This window comes from Streptomyces sp. NPDC049970 (genome assembly GCF_040660235.1).
GTDB lineage: Bacteria > Actinomycetota > Actinomycetes > Streptomycetales > Streptomycetaceae > Streptomyces.
Genome location: NZ_JBFALP010000008.1, coordinates 146,765 through 166,239, shown reverse-complemented (window position 1 = coordinate 166,239; position 19,475 = coordinate 146,765). Strand labels below are relative to the sequence as shown.

Sequence of the window (19,475 nt, the reverse complement as noted above, 5' to 3'; positions counted from 1 at the left end):
CCGGCAGGTTCGGGAGCTGCCGTGCGAGCCGATTGGAGAGCCTAGCTCATTGTTACCTCTATTCACAATGAACCAGGTCCTGATATTGTTCCCTCATGGACTCCCCCGACTCCGACGGCGTGCTCGCCGAACAGCTGCTGCGACTGACGCGCCGCCTCCAGCGCATCCAGAGCCGGCAGCTGGAGCCGATCGGCATCACGCCGGCCCAGTTCCGCCTGCTGCGCACCACCGCGCACTACGACGGCCCGCCCCGTATGGCCGATCTGGCCGAGCGCCTGGATGTCGTCCCCCGGGCGGTGACCACCCTCGTGGACGGCCTGGAGGCGAGCGGCCGGGTGCGGCGCGCCCCCGATCCGGACAGCCGCAGGGTGGTCCGGATCGAGATCACCGAGGAGGGCCGCGCCGTGCTGCGCTCGATGCGCGACGCGCGCAAGGCCGCCGCGGAGGAGATCCTGGCTCCGTTGACCGCCGAACAGCGCGAGGTGCTCGGCGGCCTGCTGACCGCTCTGGTCGACGGAATGCCGGAGCGTCGCCGCTGCTGAGGCATGCGGTGCGACCCGCGCACCGCGCCGTCGAGGGGACCCTGACATGCCGCTGCTGGAGCCGAAGCCGGAAGCCCTCCGCCCAGGGACGGCGCGTACCCCGTCACCCGATCGGGTGCCCGGCTGGAAGTCGTCCGGGACACCGGCGGATCTGCGGGCCGGCCTGACCGCGCTGCTGGGCCCCGAGAAGGTCCTGTGGAAGGTCTCCGACCTCGTGCGGTACGCCTCCGACGCCAGCCCCTACCGCTTCCTGCCGCAGGTCGTGCTGGTCCCCGAGGACCTCGACGACGTCTCGGCGATCCTGTCCTACGCCCACGGCAACGGCCGCGACGTCGTCTTCCGGGCCGCCGGCACCAGCCTCAACGGGCAGGCGCAGGGGGAGGACATCCTCGTCGACGTACGCCGCCACTGGACGGGGATCGAGGTGCTGGACGGCGGCGCCCGGGCCAGGATCCGGCCGGGGACGACCGTCATGCGGGCCAACGCCACCCTCGCACGGCACGGCCGGATCCTCGGCCCGGACCCGGCCAGCGCCATCGCCTGCACCGTCGGGGGCGTCGTGGCGAACAACGCCTCGGGGATGACCGCGGGGACGAGCAGGAATTCGTACCGTACGGTCTCCTCGCTGACCTTCGTGCTGCCGAGCGGCACCGTGGTCGACACGGGTGGGGCCGACGCCGACGCGCTGCTGCGTCACGCCGAACCGCGCCTGTGTGACGACCTGCTGGCGCTGAAGGCGGAGATCGAGGCCGACGAGCGGCTCACGGCCCGGATCCGCGCCAAGTACGAGATCAAGAACACCAACGGCTACCGCCTCGACGCCTTCCTCGACGGTTCGACTCCCGTGGAGATCCTGCGCGGTCTGATGATCGGCTCGGAGGGCACGTTCGGCTTCATCTCCGAGGTCGTCCTCGACACCCTGCCGCTGGACCGGCACGTCTCCTCCGCCCTGCTGTTCTTCCCCTCGCTCACCGCGGCCGCCGCGGCGGTTCCGCAGTTCAACGAGGTCGGTGCGATCGCGGTGGAGCTGATGGACGGCAACACGCTGCGCGCCTCGGTGAGGGTCGAGGGCGTGCCCTCGGACTGGGCGGGCCTGCCGGACGGGACGACCGCGCTCCTGGTGGAGTTCCGCGCCCCGGACGGGAGCGCCCTGACGGCGTACGAGCAGGCCGCGGCAACGGTGGTCGCGAACCTCGACCTGGTGGCCCCGGCGGTCTCCGTGACCAACCGCTTCACCCGGGACGCCGGCACCGTCTCCGGTTACTGGAAGGCGCGCAAGGCGTTCGTCACGGCGGTCGGGGGCAGCCGCCCGGCGGGCACGACGCTGATCACGGAGGACTTCGCCGTGCCGCCGTCCCGCCTCGCGGAGGCCTGCGAGGCACTGCTGGCCCTCCAGTCCGAGCACGGCTTCGACGCCGCCGTCGCCGGTCACGCGGCTCACGGGAATCTGCACTTCCTGCTGGCCTTCGACGCCGCGAGGCCCGCCGACGTCGACCGGTACGCCGCGTTCATGGAGGAGTTCTGCACGCTCGTCGTCGACCGCTTCGACGGATCGCTCAAGGCGGAGCACGCGACCGGACGCAACATCGCACCGTTCCTCGAACGGGAGTGGGGTCCGGTCGCGACGGAGCTCATGTGGCGTACGAAGCGGGCGATCGACCCGGACGGAGTGCTGGCCCCGCGGATCGTCCTCGACCGTGACCCGAGGGCGCACCTGCGCGGCCTCAAGACGATCCCCGGCGTCGAGCCGGTCGCCGACCCGTGCATCGAGTGCGGGTTCTGCGAACCCACCTGCCCGAGCGAGGACCTCACTACCACGCCGCGCCAACGGATCGTGCTGCGCAGGGAGATGATGCGTCAGCCGGACGGCTCCCCGGTGGAGGCGGCGCTGCTGGACTCCTACGGCTACGACGCCGTGGACACCTGCGCGGGCGACTCCACCTGCAAGCTCGCCTGCCCGGTCGGGATCGACACCGGAGTGATGATGAAGGACTTCCGCCATCACAGGCACAGCCCGCGTGAGGAGCGTGTCGCGGTCCTGACCGCGCGGCACTTCAAGCTCGTCGAGGCCTCGGCCAGGCTGGCGGTCGGTGCGGCCGACTTCGTCTCCCGCCGGGCGGGGTCAGGGCCGCTCGAGTCCCTGACCAGGCTCGCCCGCAGGGCTGTACGCCCTGATCTGGTCCCGGAGTGGCTGCCCGAGATCCCGGGTGCCGCCTCCCGTACGCTGCCGCCCACCTCCCGGACGGGCGCCCGTGCCGTCTACTACCCGGCCTGCGTGAACCGCATCTTCGCAGGTCCCGAGGACGCGGGCGCGCTGTCGCTCGCCGAGGCCGTCGTCTCCCTGTCCGCGCGGGCGGCCAGGCCCGTATGGATTCCCGAGGACGTGACGGGGACCTGCTGCGCGACGATCTGGCATTCCAAGGGGTACGAGGCGGCCAATGCGGTCATGGCGAACCGTGTCGTGGAGGCCGCCTGGAGGTGGACGGCCGGGGGTTCACTGCCGCTGGTGGTCGACGCCTCGTCGTGCACGCTGGGCCTCGCGCACGAGGTGGTGCCCTATCTGACCGAGGACAACCTGGCGCTGCACCGCGAACTCACCTTCGTCGACTCCCTCGTCTGGGCCGCCGATGAGCTGCTCCCGAGGCTGACCGTGTTCCGCAGGGCGGGTTCAGCGGTCCTGCATCCCACCTGTTCGATGGAACATCTGGGCGATGCGGCACAGCTGCGCGCGGTGGCCGAGGCGTGCGCCGAGGAGGTCGTCGTCCCGGACGACGCGGGCTGCTGCGCGTTCGCGGGCGACCGGGGCATGCTGCACAAGGAGCTCACCGACTCGGCGACCGCCAAGGAGGCGGCGGAGGTCGGCACCCGCGAGTACGACGCGTATCTGTCGGCGAACCGGATGTGCGAGATCGGTATGGACCGGGCGACCGGCCACCCCTACCACTCGGCGCTCATCGAGCTGGAGAAGGCGACCCGGCCCGTCATCTGACCGGGGACCCGCAGTCCGTTCGAGGGCCCGGCGTCCGATCAGGGCCCGCACCAATAATCGGTTGCTTCGGGCAGGGGCAGGACGCGAACCTTGCACGGTTTGGTCCCCACTGTTCCACCGGGTCCGCAACGGGCCTCCGCCTTCCGATTCTTGGGACGTCATGCAGATTCGCGATCTTCCGTACTCGGATCCCGGCGATCCCGACGTACGGTCCGGCCCCCGATTCCTGGTCTGGCTCGGAAGGAGCCAGCTCACCGGTCAGCTCAGGTCGCTGGCCTGGGGTCTGCTCCACCACTGTGCGATCGCGGGTCTCCCGCTCGCCGTCGGGTCCGCGGTCCAGGCCGTCATCGACCGTTCCGGCCACGGCCTCGCGCTGGCAGGCGGGCTCCTGGTCCTTCTCGGTGTCCTCATCTCCGTGGGCGACACCATGCTGCACCGCACGGCGATCACCAACTGGATCACCGCCGCGGCCCGGGTGCAGCAACTGCTCGCCCGGAAGACGGCGGAACTGGGCTCGGCGCTGACCCGGCGCGTCGCGGCGGGCGAGGTGGTCGCCGTGTCGACCGGCGACGTCGAGAAGATCGGCTGGTTCGTCGAGGCACTGTCGCGTTTCCTCGCCGCCGCCACCGCCCTGGTCCTGATCTGCGTAGGACTGGTCCTCTACCTGCCGTCGCTCGGCGTACTGGTCGCGGTCGCCACCCCCGTCCTGGCGCTCGCCGTCCTGCCGCTGCTGCCCCGCGCCACCCGCCGGGCGGACGCGCAGCGCGAGAAGGCCGGCCGGGCCACCGAACTGGCCTCCGACACGGTCGCCGGACTGCGGGTGCTGCGCGGTATCGGCGGCGAGGGCCTGTTCCTCGGCCGTTACCGGCGCGCCTCCCAGGAGGTCCGCGAGGCAGCCGTGCGCAGCGCGCGGATGTGGGCGCTCATCTCGGCGATCCAGGTGTTCCTGCCGGGAGTTCTGCTCATCTCCCTGGTCTGGTACGGAGCGACGCTGGCCCGGGACGGCCGGATCGACATCGGTCAGCTGGTCACGGTGTACAGCGCGGCGACCCTGATGCTGTTCCCACTGCGCAACGTGGAGGAGATCGCCATGGCGTACTCCTTCTCTCGACCGTCCGCCCAGCGTGCGGTGCGGGTGCTGGCCCTGCGCCGGTCCACCCGCCCCCCGACGGCCGATGCCGCCACGCCCCGGGGCGACCTGTACGACCCGGTGACCGGACTGATGGCGCCTCAGGGGCTGTTCACCGCGGTGGTCTGCGGCGATCCCGACGAGGCGGGCAGGCTCGCCGAACGCCTGGGCGGTCACGCCGAGCCCGGCGACGAGTCCGCTCCGGCCCCCTCCGTGCTGCTCGGCGGGGTGCCGCTGGACGATCTGCCGCTCGTGTCGGCGCGGGCGGCGGTGCTGGTGCAGGACAAGGATCCGGTGCTGCTGTCGGGGACGTTGCGCGAGCTGCTGGACGTACCGTCCTCGGGCGGGGTCACGGCCCAGGACGCGCTGGACGCGGCCCGGTGCGGCGACGTACTCGACGCGCTGGCGCAGGCGTCGGCCGACGGGGACGGCGACCCCATGGGCACCCGGATCACCGAGCGCGGCAGATCGTTGTCGGGCGGTCAGAGGCAGCGGCTCGCGCTGGCCCGTTCGCTGGTCACCGATCCGGAGGCGCTCGTGCTGGACGAGCCGACGTCCGCCGTCGACTCGCACACGGAGGCCGGGGTCGCCGCCGGCGTCGAGCGGCTGCGCAGGGGCCGCACCACGGTCGCCTTCGCCTCGTCCCCGCTGCTGCTGGACGTCGCGGACCGTGTCGTGCTCGTCCACGGTGGCACGGCCGTGGCGGTCGGCACGCACCGCGAACTGCTGCGGGACGAACCGCTGTACCGGGCGGTCGTGACCCGCGAGACCGGGGAAGAGGGCGCGGCACCGGCCGTGCACGACCCACGCGCCGTCGTCGACGGCCTCCGGCCGGCCCGGACGGCCGGGGAAATCGAGGAGAGAGCATGATCGGCCTGGCACCTCCGGCGTACGACCCGGCCGCACCGGAGTCGGCGACGACCCTGCCGGTCGGGAGTCCGACGACCGTGCGGACGTACGTACGCGCTCTGCTGCGGCGCCACCGCAGGCCGTTCGCGATGCTGATCGGCGCCAACGCCGTCGCGGTGATCGCGTCGATCACCGGGCCCTATCTGCTGGGCGGGCTCGTCGAGGACCTCTCCGACGGGGTCACGGACCTGCATCTGGAGCGCACGGCCGCGGTGTTCGCCGTGGCGCTGGTCGTGCAGACCGTCTTCACCCGGATCATGCGGCTGCGCGGTGCCATGCTCGGCGAGGAGATGCTCGCCGATCTGCGCGAGGACTTCCTCGTGCGCTCGGTCGGCCTGCCGCCGGGTGTCCTGGAGCGGGCCGGCACCGGGGATCTGCTGTCCAGGATCACCACGGACGTCGACCGGCTGGCGAACGCGATGCGCGAGGCCGTGCCGCAGCTGGCGATCGGGGTGGTCTGGGCCGGGCTGCTGCTCGGCGCGCTCACCGTCACCGCCCCGCCCCTGGCCCTGGCCGCGCTGGTCGCGCTTCCGGTGCTCGTCATCGGCTGCCGCTGGTACTTCCGGCGCGCGCCCTCGGCGTACCGCTCGGAGGCGGCCGGGTACGCGGCGGTGGCGGCGGTGCTCGCCGAGACCGTGGACGCCGGGCGGACCGTCGAGGCGCACCGGCTGGGTGACCGCAGGATCGCGCTGTCGGACCGGCGGGTGCGGGAGTGGACGGCCTGGGAGCGGTACACCCTGTTCCTGCGCTCGGTGCTCTTCCCTGTCATCAACACCACCTATGTGACGATTCTCGGCGCGGTGCTGCTGCTCGGCGGCTGGTTCGTGATGGAGGACTGGATCACCGTCGGGCAGCTGACGACGGGGGCGCTGCTGGCGCAGATGATGGTGGACCCGATCGGCTTGATCCTGCGCTGGTACGACGAACTACAGGTCGCCCAGGTGTCGTTGGCCAGGCTCGTCGGCGTCCGGGAGATCGAGCCGGACGCGGGCGACGACCGGGTGGGGCCGGACGGCCGTGAGGTCAGGGCCGACGAGGTGCGGTTCGGGTACCGCGCCGGCCTGGACGTCCTGCACCGGGTGTCGCTGGAGGTCGCGCCGGGTACGCGGCTGGCCCTGGTCGGGCCGTCGGGTGCGGGCAAGTCGACCCTGGGCAGGCTGCTGGCCGGGATCTACGCTCCCCGGGCCGGCGAGGTCACGCTGGGCGGTGCCGAGCTGTCGCGGATGACCGCGGAGCGGGTGCGGTCCCATGTCGCCCTCGTCAACCAGGAGCACCACGTGTTCGTGGGCTCGCTCCGGGACAACCTCCTGCTGGCCCGTACGGACGCCGAGGACGCGGAGCTGTGGGCGTCGCTCGCCGCCGTGGACGCGGACGGCTGGGCCAGGGCCCTGGACAAGGGTTTGGACGCCGAGGTCGGTTCGGGCGGTCTGGCCCTGACCCCGGCGCAGGCGCAGCAGATCGCCCTCGCCCGCCTCGTCCTGGCGGACCCGCACACGCTGGTGCTGGACGAGGCGACGTCGCTGCTCGACCCCCGGGCGGCCCGCCATCTGGAGCGTTCACTGGCCAGGGTGCTGGACGGCCGTACGGTCGTGGCGATCGCGCACCGGCTGCACACCGCACACGACGCGGACATGATCGCGGTGGTCGAGGACGGCAGGATCAGCGAGCTCGGCAGCCACGACGCGCTGGTGGCTGCGGACGGCGCGTACGCGGCGCTGTGGCGCTCCTGGCACGGCTGAGCCCGTCGGGTCGGGGCGTACGCGGGTCCCCCGTCCGGACCCGCGTACGCCCTCCCACAAGAGGCGGACTCGGTCCCATCCGGTGAGGATGAGGGGTGACTGGCCCCGGATCCGGGGCAGGCGAGCGATGTCCGCGTAAGCCCGAGAAGGGACGCACACCGTGGCACGACCGAAAATTCTCGTCGTCGGCGCCGGCTTCGCCGGGGTCGAGTGCGTGCGCAGGCTGGAACGCACCCTCGCCCCGGGCGAGGCGGAGATCGCGCTCGTCACCCCGTTCTCGTACCAGCTCTACCTGCCGTTGCTCCCTCAGGTCGCTTCCGGGGTGCTCACCCCGCAGTCGGTCGCCGTGTCCCTGCGCCGCAGCAGGCGTCACCGCACCCGGATCGTGCCGGGCGGGGCGATCGGGGTGGACACGAAGGCGAAGGTCTGTGTGGTCCGCAAGATCACCGACGAGATCGTGAACGAGCCGTACGACTACATCGTGCTCGCCGCCGGCAGTGTCACCCGGACGTTCGACATCCCGGGGCTGGTCGAGAACGCCCGGGGCATGAAGACCCTGGCCGAGGCCGCGTACATCCGCGACCACGTCATCTCCCAGCTGGACCTGGCCGACGCCAGTCACGACGAGGAGGAGCGGGCGTCCCGGCTCCAGTTCGTGGTGGTGGGCGGCGGGTACGCCGGTACGGAGACGGCCGCCTGTCTCCAGCTGCTCACCAGCAACGCCGTCAAGCACTACCCCCGGCTGGACCCCGCGCTGATCAAGTGGCATCTGATCGACATCGCGCCCAAGCTCATGCCGGAGCTGGGCGACAAGCTGGGCACCAGCGCCCTGGAGATCCTGCGCAAGCGCGGCATCGAGGTCTCGCTCGGTGTGTCCGTGGCGGAGGCCGGTCCGGACAAGGTGACCTTCACGGACGGGCGGGTGCTGCCGTGCCGCACGCTGATCTGGACGGCCGGGGTGGCGGCCAGTCCGCTCATCGCGACCCTCGGCGCCGAGACGGTGCGCGGCAGGCTCTCGGTGACGCCGGAGATGGCGCTGCCCGGCGCCGACGGGGTGTTCGCGCTGGGTGACTCGGCGGCGGTGCCCGACCTGGCGAAGGGCGACGGAGCGATCTGCCCGCCCACCGCGCAGCACGCGATGCGCCAGGGCCGCAAGCTCGCGGACAACATCATCGCTTCACTGCGCGGGCGTCCGCTGCAGCCGTACGTGCACAAGGACCTCGGTCTGGTCGTGGACCTCGGCGGCCGGGACGCGGTGTCCAAGCCCCTGGGCATCGAGCTCCGCGGCATGCCGGCCCAGGCCGCGGCCCGCGGCTACCACTGGGCGGCGCTGCGGACCAATGTGGCCAAGACGCGGGTCATGACGAACTGGCTGCTCAACGCGATCGCGGGCGACGACTTCGTGCGCACCGGGTTCCAGGCCCGTAAGCAGGCCACGCTGCGCGACTTCGAGTACACGGACGCCTACCTCACGCCGGAGGAGATCCGCGCGCACACCGCCGGGGCGGCCACCCCGGGCTGACCGGCCGCCCCGGGCTGACCGGCCCCCCTTGTGGCTCCGGCCCCCTCCTTCGTCCTTCGCCGGGCGGGAGGGGGCCGGAGTCGTTCCGCCGGAGTCTGCGGGGCCGGAGTCGTGCGGTCGGAGTGGTGCGGTCGGAGTCGTGCGGAGGACCGAGCCGCACGGGGGCGGCGGGCACGGTTTCACGTCCGGCGGGAGAGCACCGTCTCGACCGTGTCCGCCTCGTCGGCCCGCTTGTCCTCGCGGTGGCGCAGGACCCGGGCGAACCGCAGGGTGACGCCCGCCGGGTAGCGGGTGGAGTTCTGCAGCCCGTCGTATGCGATCTCGACGACGAGTTCCGGGCGTACGGTCACCACGTGTCCGTCGTCGCCGGTGGACAGCTCCTGGAGGCGTTCCGTCTGCCAGGCGAGCATGGTGTCGGTGAGCCCTTTGAAGGTCTTGCCGAGCATCGCGAAGGTGCCGTCCTCCCGGCGCGCCCCCAGGTGCAGGTTGGAGAGCTTCCCGGTCCGCCTGCCGTGGCCCCATTCGGCGGCCAGCACGACGAGGTCCAGGGTGTGCACGGGTTTCACCTTCAGCCAGGAGGCGCCACGCCGGCCGGCGCTGTAGGGGGCATCCGTGCCCTTGACCACAACGCCCTCGTGCCCACGGGCCAGGGTGTCCTCGGAGAAGGCCACCGCGGCCGCCCGCCCGCGCTCGTCCCCGGGGTCCTCCACGACGACACGGCGTACCCGCATCGGTTCGGGCACCAGGGCGGCCAGCGCCTCGTGGCGTTCGGCGAAGGGCAGGTCCAGCAGGTCGCGTCCGTCGACGGACAGCACGTCGAAGAAGACCGGGACCACGGGTACGGTCTCCGCGGCTCCGACGACGTCGCGGCGGGAGCCCACCCGACCCGCGGTCTCCTGGAAGGGCCGGGGCCGGCCGTCCGCGCCGAGTGCGATCACCTCACCGTCGAGGATGAACCGCGCCGCGGGGAACCCCGCGACGGCCGTCGCGAGCTCGGGCAGCCGGTCGGTGATGTCGTCGAGCGTGCGGGTGTACGCCCGCACGCCCGCCCCGTCCGCGTGCACCTGTACGCGGATGCCGTCGAGCTTCTCCTCCACGACGCAGGGCCCCAGCCTGTCGACGGCCTCGACGACCGAGCTCGCGGTGTGGGCGAGCATCGGCTGGACCGGGCGGCCGACGGTGAGCCGGAAGGAATCGAGGACCCCCGGGCCCTCCGAGAGCAGTGCGGCGGCGACCGATCCGAGCGAACCGGCGAGCATGACCGCGCGGCGTACGTCGGCGGGTGGCGCCCCGGCGGCGTCGGCGAGGGCCTCGACGGCGACGGCGTCCAGCGCGCCCTGGCGCACCTCGCCGGTGAGCAGCGCGCGCAGGAAGCGCTGTTCCCCGTGGGTGGCCGCGCCGAACAGCCGGGCCAGCCGTTCCTTGCGGGCAGCCTGGGAGCCCGGCCCCTTCAGGGCGCCGATCGCCGTCAGCTCCGCGTCGGTGTCCGTCACGGTGAGGGTGGCCTCGCCCGCGGGCGGCACCTCGTCGCGCAGGGCATTCCAGCCGATCCCGAGCCGCCCCTGCGGGAGGCGGCCGGCGAGGTACGGGATGACGACCGGGACGTCGTCGGGCCCGGCTTCCCGGAAGAGCCCGGCCAGCAGGGCGGTCTTCCGATTGCGGGCGGACGTCGCGGCGACCTCCAGGGACACGTGGGCGAGCCGGGCGAGCAGCATGCGGCCATGGTGCTACGCCGCCGGGCCCGCCGCCCCCGGAGGGTCACGGAGGGCTTGCGCCCGGATCACGCCGGGCCCGACGTCCGGCACCGCCCCGGCAGACGCGCGGAGTCCTCAGATGATGTTGATCGCGGCGGCCGCGCCCACTCCCCCGAGGATCATGAAGGCGGGCATCAGCACCTTGAGCTCGACCCAGCTGCCGGCCCGGAACCGCATGGCCTTGGGCGGTCCGAGCGGGTACCAGCGCTTGCGGCCCAGCGGGATGGGCCACAGGATCGGGCAGCCGGAGACGGTGAGCGCGTCGCCGATGTCGTGGACGAGGGCGCCGAGCACGATCGGGAGTCCGAGCCAGAGGTACTCCTGGCCGGGTGCGCTGAACAGCCAGTCCGAACCGTTGCCCGCCTTGTCGAGCAGGCCGGCCAGGATCCAGGCGCTGGTCGCGCCGAGCAGCCATACGAGGACGTCGCTGGACACCCGGGCGGCCCGCCACAGGAGGCCCTCCACGGCGAGGACGAGGTGGACGAAGAGGATGGCGAGAACGGCCCACCGGCCGCCCGTCACAGCGGCGGCTGAGGCTCCCGCGCCGAGGAGCACGGCCCACAGCCAGGTGTGGGTGAGAGTGCGGTGGCCGCCGGTCCTGCGAGGGTCACCGGGCCCCTTCGTCGCCTTGTAGACCGCGTACGAGAGTTTGTCGACGATCTCGCAGATCGCCTTGGAGATGGGCCCGAAGGCGCGCGAGATCGTGGCCGCCTTGTGGTCGAGGTCCGGTGCGAGTGCGGCGCCGGCGGTGATCAGAGCCCCGACGACCAGGACGGGCCAGGGCATCGTGTGACCCGCGGCCGCGGCCGCGGCACCCACCCCCAGCCAGGCCGCCGCCCCCGACAGAGAGTGTGCCGGTCCCATCATGTGCTTTCCCGCCCCCATCGTGATCCGGCCGTGCCTTCCGGCCTGGCCGCCATAGCCTGTGCGAGGCGGCCGAGTTGAGTGGGCAGCGTATCGTCCGTGATCTTCGCGCGGTCCTCCGGTTCCCTCATCCGGGCAGGAGACAGGCAAGATGGGGACGTGACCCTTATCGATCAGCTCCCCCCGACCGCCGACCCGGACGCCCTCTTCGAGTCATTCTCGTCATGGACGGAATCGCAGGGCATCACCCTCTATCCGGCTCAGGAGGAGGCGCTGATCGAGGTGGTCTCCGGAGCGAACGTGATCCTCTCCACCCCCACCGGTTCGGGGAAGAGCCTGGTCGCGGCGGGTGCGCACTTCACGGCGCTGGCCCAGGACAAGGTCACGTTCTACACCGCGCCGATCAAGGCGCTGGTCTCGGAGAAGTTCTTCGACCTGTGCAAGCTCTTCGGCACGGAGAACGTCGGCATGCTGACCGGCGACGCGTCGGTCAACGCCGACGCCCCGGTGATCTGCTGTACCGCCGAGGTGCTCGCGTCGATCGCGCTGCGTGACGGCAGGTACGCCGACATCGGCCAGGTGGTGATGGACGAGTTCCACTTCTACGCCGAGCAGGACCGCGGCTGGGCCTGGCAGATCCCGATCCTGGAGCTGCCGCAGGCCCAGTTCGTCCTGATGTCGGCGACGCTCGGCGACGTCAGGATGTTCGAGGAGGACCTGACCCGCCGCACCGGACGCCCCACCTCCGTGGTGCGCTCGGCGACGCGTCCGGTCCCGCTCAGCTACGAGTACCGGCTGACGCCGATCACCGAGACGCTCACCGAACTGCTCGACACCAGGCAGTCACCGGTCTACATCGTGCACTTCACGCAGGCCGCGGCCGTGGAGCGCGCGCAGTCGCTGATGAGCATCAACATGTGCACGAAGGAGGAGAAGGAGAAGATCGCCGACCTGATCGGCAGCTTCCGCTTCACCACCAAGTTCGGCCAGAACCTCTCCCGTTACGTGCGCCACGGGATCGGGGTGCACCACGCCGGGATGCTCCCCAAGTACCGCCGGCTCGTCGAGAAGCTGGCGCAGGCGGGCCTGTTGAAGGTGATCTGCGGGACGGACACGCTCGGGGTCGGCGTCAACGTCCCCATCCGTACGGTGCTGTTCACCGCCCTCACCAAGTACGACGGCACCCGGGTGCGTACGCTGCGCGCCCGGGAGTTCCACCAGATCGCCGGGCGGGCCGGCCGGGCCGGTTTCGACACGGCGGGCTTCGTCGTGGCGCAGGCCCCCGAGCACGTCATCGAGAACGAGAAGGCCGTCAAGAAGGCGGGCGACGACCCCAAGAAGAAGCGCAAGGTGGTCCGCAAGAAGGCTCCTGAGGGCTTCGTCGCCTGGTCTGAAACCACCTTCGACAAGCTGATCACCTCGGATCCGGAGCCGCTGACCTCCCGATTCCGGGTCACGCACACCATGCTGCTGTCGGTGATCGCCCGGCCGGGCAACGCGTTCGAGGCGATGCGCCACCTGCTGGAGGACAACCACGAGCCGCGCCGGGCCCAGCTGCGGCACATCCGGCGGGCCATCGCGATCTACCGGTCGCTGCTCGACGGCGGTGTGGTGGAGCAGCTCGACACGCCGGACGCCGAGGGCCGGATCGTGCGGCTCACCGTCGACCTCCAGCAGAACTTCGCGCTCAACCAGCCGCTGTCGACCTTCGCGCTGGCCGCGTTCGAGCTGCTGGACGCGGAATCCCCTTCGTACGCCTTGGACATGGTCTCCGTGGTCGAGTCGACGCTCGACGATCCGCGGCAGATTCTCGCGGCCCAGCAGAACAAGGCGCGGGGCGAGGCCGTCGGGCAGATGAAGGCGGACGGCGTCGAGTACGAGGAGCGGATGGAGCGACTCCAGGAGGTCACGTACCCGAAGCCGCTGAGCGAGCTGCTCTGGCACGCGTACGACGTGTACCGCACGAGCCACCCGTGGGTCGGCGACCACCCGGTGTCCCCGAAGTCGGTCATCCGGGACATGTACGAACGGGCCATGACGTTCACGGAGTTCACGTCGAACTACGAGCTGGCCCGCACCGAGGGCATCGTGCTGCGCTATCTGGCGAGTGCGTACAAGGCGCTCGAGCACACCATCCCCGACGACCTGAAGTCCGAGGACCTGGAGGACCTGATCGCCTGGCTCGGCGAGATGGTGCGCCAGGTGGACTCCAGCCTGCTGGACGAGTGGGAGCAGCTGGCGAATCCTGAGGTGGAGACCGCGGAGCAGGCGCAGGAGCGGGCCGACGAGGTCAAGCCGGTCACGGCGAACGCCCGCGCCTTCCGGGTCCTGGTGCGCAACGCGATGTTCCGCCGGGTGGAGCTGGCCGCGCTGGACCGGGTCCGCGACCTGGGCGAGCTCGACGGCGACTCGGGCTGGGACGAGGAGGCGTGGGGCGAGGCGATGGACGGCTACTGGGACGAGCACGAGGACCTGGGCACGGGTCCGGACGCACGCGGCCCGAAGCTCCTGAAGATCGACGAGGACCTGGAGCACGGTCTGTGGCGGGTGTGGCAGGCGTTCGCCGACCCGGCCGGGGACCACGACTGGGGAATCCGTGCGGAGGTCGATCTGGCGGCCTCCGACGAGGAGGGCCGGGCAGTCGTCCGGGTCACGGCCGTGGGCCGGCTGTGACGGCGCGCCGGCCAGGAGAGTGGAGAGCAACCGCATGACGAACCCCGCCGAGAGCCTGGTCGATCTGCTCGACCTGGAGCGGATCGAGGTCAACATCTTCCGCGGCCGCAGCCCCGAGGAGTCCCTGCAGCGGGTCTTCGGCGGCCAGGTCGCGGGCCAGGCGCTGGTCGCGGCCGGCCGCACCACGGACGGGGACCGTCCGGTGCACTCGCTGCACGCGTACTTCCTGCGGCCCGGCCGCCCGGGTGTGCCGATCGTGTACGACGTGGAGCGGGTGCGGGACGGCAGGTCCTTCACCACGCGCCGGGTCACGGCCGTGCAGCAGGGCCGGACGATCTTCGATCTGACGGCGTCCTTCCACCGCCCCGAGGAGGCGGGCTTCGAGCATCAGCTGCCGCCGGCCCGAGTCGTGCCGGACCCGGACGAGCTGCCGACGGTCGCCGACGAGGTGCGCGAGCACCTGGGCGGGCTGCCGGAGGCTCTGGAGCGGATGGCGCGGCGCCAGCCCTTCGACATCCGCTACGTCGACCGGTTGCGCTGGACGCGGGAGGAGATCAAGGACGCGGACCCGCGCAGCGCGGTGTGGATGCGTGCGGTCGGCCCGCTGGGCGACGACCCGCTCGTGCACACCTGCGCCCTGACGTACGCGAGCGACATGACGCTGCTGGACGCGGTGCGGATCCCGGTGGAGCCGTTGTGGGGGCCGCGCGGCTTCGACATGGCCTCGCTGGACCACGCGATGTGGTTCCACCGGCCGTTCCGGGCGGACGAGTGGTTCCTGTACGACCAGGAGTCGCCGATCGCCACGGGTGGCCGCGGGCTGGCCAGGGGCCGGATCTACGACCGACAGGGGCAGTTGCTGGTGTCGGTGGTGCAGGAGGGGTTGTTCCGGCGCCTTGAAGGGGCGTAGCGCGCCGCTTCCGGTCGTTCAGGTGCCGGGCAGCGGGTCCTGCTCCACCTCGTGCCGGCGGGTCCGGATGTCCGGGCCCGCGGGGTGGAGCTTGGCGTCACAGGCGGGACCGAGCCCGGTGCGGCGCGACTCGGCACCGGTGAGGGGTCGTCCGCACAGGGCGCACCGCACCGGGCGGCGGACCTCGCGGCGGCCGGCCTCCGGCTGCTGCGGTCCGGGGAAGAGTTCGGGAGGGGGCTCGGGGGATTCCACGTACGGATCCTCTCAAAGGCGTGCGGCCGACGCCCCGCGCCGTGGCCGGCACCCTCTCCGCAGGCTGCCGCCGCACCCCGCCCGAGCGGCCGGAAGCGGCCCGGACCTGGATGATGGGAGGCAGGCCACGGGCAGGCCGCCCGCACGGCCTCGCGCGCAGGCAGGAGGGCCGCCATGCCCCAGGAACACACCTCACCGCTCCGTGCCGTACCGGGCGCCACACCGCAGGAGCGGGCGGCTTTCGGCCGGGCGGCCCGCAAACGGACACCCCGGTCCAGCCATGAGCTGTACGAGTCACCGGCGGACCGCCAGGACCCGCTGGCGCTCCTGGTGGCCCAGTCGGCGGCCAGGGTGCCGGAACTCGTCCCGATCAGGTACGGGCGGATGACGGAATCGCCGTTCCGCTTCTACCGGGGCGCCGCGGCGATCATGGCCTCCGACCTGGCGGGGACGCCTGACTCCGGGATCAGGGCGCAGCTGTGCGGTGACGCCCACCTGCTGAACTTCCGGCTGCTCGCCTCGCCCGAACGCAATCTGCTGTTCGACATCAACGACTTCGACGAGACGCTGCCCGGGCCCTGGGAGTGGGACGTCAAGCGGCTGGCGGTCAGCCTCGTCATCGCGGGGCGCGCCAACGGCTTCTCGGACAGGGAGCGTGCCCGCGTCGTGCGGGCCACCGTGCGGTCGTACCGGGAGTCGATGGCCCGGTTCGCGGAGATGCGCAATCTCGATGTCTGGTACACGAAGATCGACGTGGACCGGCTCAGGGCCGCCGCCGGGAGCAGACTCGCGGCACCGGGCCGCAAACGTGTGGCGAGGGCGACGGCCAAGGCCCGCACCCGGGACAGCCTCCAGGCCTTCGAGAAACTGACCGACGTCTCGGGGGGCCGGCTCCGGATCGCCGCGGACCCGCCCCTGCTCGTGCCCGTCGCCGACCTGCTGCCCGACGCCGAACGCCGGGCGACCGAGGGGCAGTTCAGGAAGCTGCTGCGGCGATACGGGCGCAGCCTCCCCTCGGACCGGCGGGCCCTGCTCGCCGACTTCGAGCCCGTGGACATGGCACGCAAGGTGGTGGGTGTGGGCAGCGTGGGGACGCGCTGCTGGATCATCCTGCTGCTGGGCAGGGACGGCGGTGACCCGCTCTTCCTCCAGGCCAAGGAGGCGGACACGTCCGTACTGGCGCCGTACGCGGGGGCGAGTGCCTACCGGAACCAGGGCGAACGGGTGGTGGCCGGCCAGCGCCTGATGCAGGCCGCCGGTGACATCTTCCTGGGCTGGGAACGGGTGGACGGCTTCGACGGGAAGCGCCGGGACTTCTACGTGCGCCAGCTCCGCGACTGGAAGGGCATCGCCGAACCGGAACTCATGGTGCCGCGTGACATGTCGGCCTTCGGGGAGCTGTGCGGGACGACGCTGGCCCGTGCTCACGCCCGTTCCGGGGACCGTATCGCGATCGCGGCCTATCTCGGTCGCGGCGACGTGTTCGACCGGGCGCTCGAGAGGTTCGCCGAGCTGTACGCCGACCGGAACGAGAGGGACCACCGGGCACTGGCCGACGCGGTGGCGGCGGGCCGCCTCCCAGGGGTCGGCGAGGGCAGGAAGTAGCGGATCCGGGATTCGCCGCTCCCCGACAGCGGGTGCACCTCGGACATAACCGGACATCGTGGTATCACCGTGTGGACTCCGGCAGGGCGCTACGCCCCGCCGGGACCCGACACCGAGGAGACCATGACCATGTCGGCCGAACCGGTCGGGACACCCGGCGCGGACACCCCGGATCCGCTCACGGTGATCCGCACCCGGGGGTACGCGGTACTTCTGATCATGGTGGCGGTCCTCGGGGTCCCCATCTCCGCGGCGGCCTTCGGGTTCCTGGCACTCGTGCACGAACTGCAGGACCTGACCTACGACGATCTCCCCCGCGCCCTGGGCTTCTACGGCACACCGTCCTGGTGGCCGGTACCCCTGCTGGCCATCTCGGGTCTGCTGACCGCACTGGCCGTGCGCCACCTGCCGGGAACGGGCGGGCACAAGCCGGCCGAGGGGTTCGTGAAGACGGGGGCCCCGACAGCCGCGGAACTCCCGGGGGTCGCGCTCGCCGCTCTGGCTTCGCTGGGGCTCGGCGCGGTGCTCGGCCCGGAGGCCCCGCTCATCGCACTCGGCGGCGGGCTGGCCGTGTACGCGGCACGGCTGCTCAAGCCGGGAATCGAGCCGAGCGCGAGCGCCCTGGTCGCGGCGGCGGGGAGCTTCGCCGCCGTCAGCGCCCTGCTGGGGTCGCCGCTGCTCGGCGCGTTCCTGCTGATGGAGGCGTCCGGCGTCGCCGGGATGACCCTCGGCCTCGTGCTCGTACCCGGGCTTCTCGCGTCGGGCATCGGGTCACTCATCTTCATCGGCCTCGGTTCGTGGACCGGACTGGGGACCTACTCCCTGGTGCTCCCCCATGTGCCGCACACCCCCCAGCCCACCGTCGCCGAGTTCGGCTGGGCCCTCGCGCTGGGGGTCGCGGCGGCCCTGGTGGGCACCGGCGTCAGGCGGTTGTCGCTCTCCCTGCAGGAGCGGGTCGAGCAGCGGCGGGTGCTCGCGACCGTGGTGATGGGCCTGACCGTCGGCGTGCTCGCGCTCCTCTACGCCGAGAGCACCGGAAGGAACGCGTCCGAGGTGCTCTACTCGGGCCAGGACGCCCTCGGCGGACTGCTCGCCGAGGACGCCACGTACGCACTGGGGACCCTTCTGGTCCTGATCGTCTGCAAGGCGCTCGCCTATTCGGCTTCGCTGAGCGCCTTCAGGGGCGGCCCCATCTTCCCGTCGATGTTCCTGGGCGCGGCCGGCGGGCTGGCCATGTCGCACCTGCCCGGTCTGAACGCCACCTCGGGTTTCGCGATGGGCATCGGAGCCATGTGCGTGGCGATGCTCAGACTGCCGATGACATCGGTGCTGCTGGCCACGCTGATGCTGGGGTCGGAGGGCATCACCGTGATGCCGCTCGTGATCGTCTCCGTGGTGGTCTCCTACGTCCTGGTGCTCAGGCTCGAGCGTCCTTCTGCGGCGAGCACAGCGCCCAGATGACGAAGACGTTGATCGCGATGAGGACGATGGACCAGAACGGGTAGTACGGGAGCCACAGGAAGTTGGCGATCGCGAGGAGCCCGGCGAGCAGGACACCGACGGCGCGCGCCCAGAGCGCACCGCTGAACAGGGCGCATCCGGCGAGGACCACGACGATGCCCAGGATGAGGTGCACCCAGCCCCAGCCGGTCAGGCTGAACTGGAACACGTAGTTGTTGGTCGAGACGAACAGGTCGTCCTTGGCGATGGCGGCGATCCCCTCGAAGATGGCCATCGCCCCACCGAAGATCATCATCACCGCCGCGAAGACGGTCCAGCCGGTCGCGGCGGTTCTGCCCTTCCTGGCGGAGTCGTGCCCCGTTCGCGAACCAGTCATGCTTCCAGCCATGTCGGCCTCCTCGGCTCCTCGGCCGATACCCGGACAGACGTCCCGGAATGCGGCTTATCTCTCCTTTATCACACTGGCACACCCTCACCCGTTCGGCATACGGGCATCGCGATCCTCATCCCTGGACAGAGATACGATCCCTTGGATGAGAGATGAAGGGGGCCCGGTGGCGGACTCCGTCGACGCCCGGCTCGCGGCGCGGCTGGGCCTGCTCCGCACCGAACGCGGCTGGTCGCTGGATGAACTCTCCCGCCGCGCCGGCGTGAGCCGCTCGACGCTGTCGCGGCTGGAGCGCGGCGAACTGAGCCCCACCACCACCGTGCTCGGTCAGCTGTGCACGGCGTACGGGCGGACCATGTCCCGCCTGCTCACGGAGGTGGAGGAGGCACCGCCCCCGTTGGTGACGGCCGCGACTCAGCCGGTGTGGCGGGACGAGCTGTCCGGGTTCGTACGCCGCTCGGTCTCACCACCGCACCCGGGCCTGCGTGCCGAGATCATCGAGGGCACGCTCGACGCCGGCGCCGGCCTCTCCTACGAGAACGCGCCCGTGCCCGGAGTGGAGCAGCACGTGTGGGTGCTCGACGGCACGGTCGAGATCACCGTGGCCGGCACGCCGCACACCGTGCGCCGGGGCGACTGCCTGCGTTTCCGGCTGACCGGCCCCTCCCACTTCCACTGCCCGGGCCCCGACCCGGTCCGCTACGCCCTGATGTCCGTCCTGCCCTGACTGTGAAAGGA

Annotated in this window: 14 protein-coding genes; 10 read left to right on the top strand and 4 right to left on the bottom strand. The window is 71.8% G+C overall.

Annotated features, from left to right (window positions below):
* Positions 1-95: 95 nt before the first annotated feature.
* The 5 genes from AB0I83_RS17410 (at position 96) to AB0I83_RS17390 (ending at position 8,830) form a co-directional block, all read left to right on the top strand.
* The gene (locus AB0I83_RS17410) at positions 96-542 is read left to right on the top strand and encodes a MarR family transcriptional regulator (RefSeq protein ID WP_356532763.1); all 447 of its coding nucleotides are present in this window, start codon (positions 96-98) and stop codon (positions 540-542) included.
* 46 nt (positions 543-588) lie between these two features.
* Positions 589-3,531 (top strand): FAD-binding and (Fe-S)-binding domain-containing protein, encoded by a 2,943-nt coding sequence (locus tag AB0I83_RS17405; RefSeq protein ID WP_363305133.1) that lies wholly within the window; start codon positions 589-591, stop codon positions 3,529-3,531.
* 160 nt (positions 3,532-3,691) lie between these two features.
* Positions 3,692-5,530, top strand: coding sequence for an ABC transporter ATP-binding protein (locus tag AB0I83_RS17400; protein WP_363305132.1), 1,839 nt, complete (start codon positions 3,692-3,694; stop codon positions 5,528-5,530).
* On the top strand, positions 5,527-7,308 hold the full coding sequence (locus tag AB0I83_RS17395) for an ABC transporter ATP-binding protein (RefSeq protein ID WP_363305131.1): 1,782 nt from the start codon (positions 5,527-5,529) through the stop codon (positions 7,306-7,308). The genes AB0I83_RS17400 and AB0I83_RS17395 overlap by 4 nt, the downstream gene beginning before the upstream one ends.
* A 160-nt stretch (positions 7,309-7,468) precedes the next feature.
* Positions 7,469-8,830 (top strand): NAD(P)/FAD-dependent oxidoreductase, encoded by a 1,362-nt coding sequence (locus tag AB0I83_RS17390; RefSeq protein WP_356532756.1) that lies wholly within the window; start codon positions 7,469-7,471, stop codon positions 8,828-8,830.
* 179 nt (positions 8,831-9,009) lie between these two features.
* Here AB0I83_RS17390 and AB0I83_RS17385 read toward each other — a convergent pair whose 3' ends face one another.
* Both AB0I83_RS17385 and AB0I83_RS17380 read right to left on the bottom strand, forming a co-directional pair.
* Positions 9,010-10,545, bottom strand: coding sequence for an ATP-dependent DNA ligase (locus AB0I83_RS17385; RefSeq protein WP_363305130.1), 1,536 nt, complete (start codon positions 10,543-10,545; stop codon positions 9,010-9,012).
* A gap of 114 nt (positions 10,546-10,659) precedes the next feature.
* A complete protein-coding gene (locus tag AB0I83_RS17380; protein WP_356532753.1) occupies positions 10,660-11,451 on the bottom strand; it encodes a metal-dependent hydrolase in 792 nt (263 codons plus the stop codon).
* Between the two features lie 156 nt (positions 11,452-11,607).
* Between AB0I83_RS17380 and AB0I83_RS17375 the strand changes: the two genes are divergently transcribed.
* Both AB0I83_RS17375 and AB0I83_RS17370 read left to right on the top strand, forming a co-directional pair.
* On the top strand, positions 11,608-14,121 hold the full coding sequence (locus tag AB0I83_RS17375) for a DUF3516 domain-containing protein (protein WP_356532752.1): 2,514 nt from the start codon (positions 11,608-11,610) through the stop codon (positions 14,119-14,121).
* Positions 14,122-14,155: 34 nt separating this feature from the next.
* Positions 14,156-15,031 carry an acyl-CoA thioesterase II gene (locus AB0I83_RS17370; protein ID WP_356532751.1) on the top strand — a complete coding sequence of 292 codons (876 nt, stop codon included), beginning with the start codon at positions 14,156-14,158 and terminating at the stop codon, positions 15,029-15,031.
* 18 nt (positions 15,032-15,049) lie between these two features.
* Here AB0I83_RS17370 and AB0I83_RS17365 read toward each other — a convergent pair whose 3' ends face one another.
* The gene (locus tag AB0I83_RS17365) at positions 15,050-15,283 is read right to left on the bottom strand and encodes a DUF6011 domain-containing protein (RefSeq protein WP_356532750.1); all 234 of its coding nucleotides are present in this window, start codon (positions 15,281-15,283) and stop codon (positions 15,050-15,052) included.
* A 174-nt stretch (positions 15,284-15,457) separates the two neighbouring features.
* Between AB0I83_RS17365 and AB0I83_RS17360 the strand changes: the two genes are divergently transcribed.
* Both AB0I83_RS17360 and AB0I83_RS17355 read left to right on the top strand, forming a co-directional pair.
* Positions 15,458-16,888, top strand: coding sequence for a DUF2252 domain-containing protein (locus tag AB0I83_RS17360; RefSeq protein WP_363305129.1), 1,431 nt, complete (start codon positions 15,458-15,460; stop codon positions 16,886-16,888).
* 129 nt (positions 16,889-17,017) lie between these two features.
* Positions 17,018-18,349: a chloride channel protein gene (locus AB0I83_RS17355; protein WP_363305128.1), complete on the top strand. Its 1,332-nt coding sequence runs from the start codon at positions 17,018-17,020 to the stop codon at positions 18,347-18,349.
* Here the strand turns inward: AB0I83_RS17355 and AB0I83_RS17350 are convergent.
* Positions 18,306-18,737, bottom strand: coding sequence for a hypothetical protein (locus AB0I83_RS17350; protein ID WP_356840707.1), 432 nt, complete (start codon positions 18,735-18,737; stop codon positions 18,306-18,308). The genes AB0I83_RS17355 and AB0I83_RS17350 overlap by 44 nt on opposite strands.
* Before the next feature lie 145 nt (positions 18,738-18,882).
* Here AB0I83_RS17350 and AB0I83_RS17345 point away from each other — a divergent pair, with 145 nt between their 5' ends.
* A complete protein-coding gene (locus AB0I83_RS17345) occupies positions 18,883-19,464 on the top strand; it encodes an XRE family transcriptional regulator (protein WP_363305127.1) in 582 nt (193 codons plus the stop codon).
* Positions 19,465-19,475 lie beyond the last annotated feature (11 nt).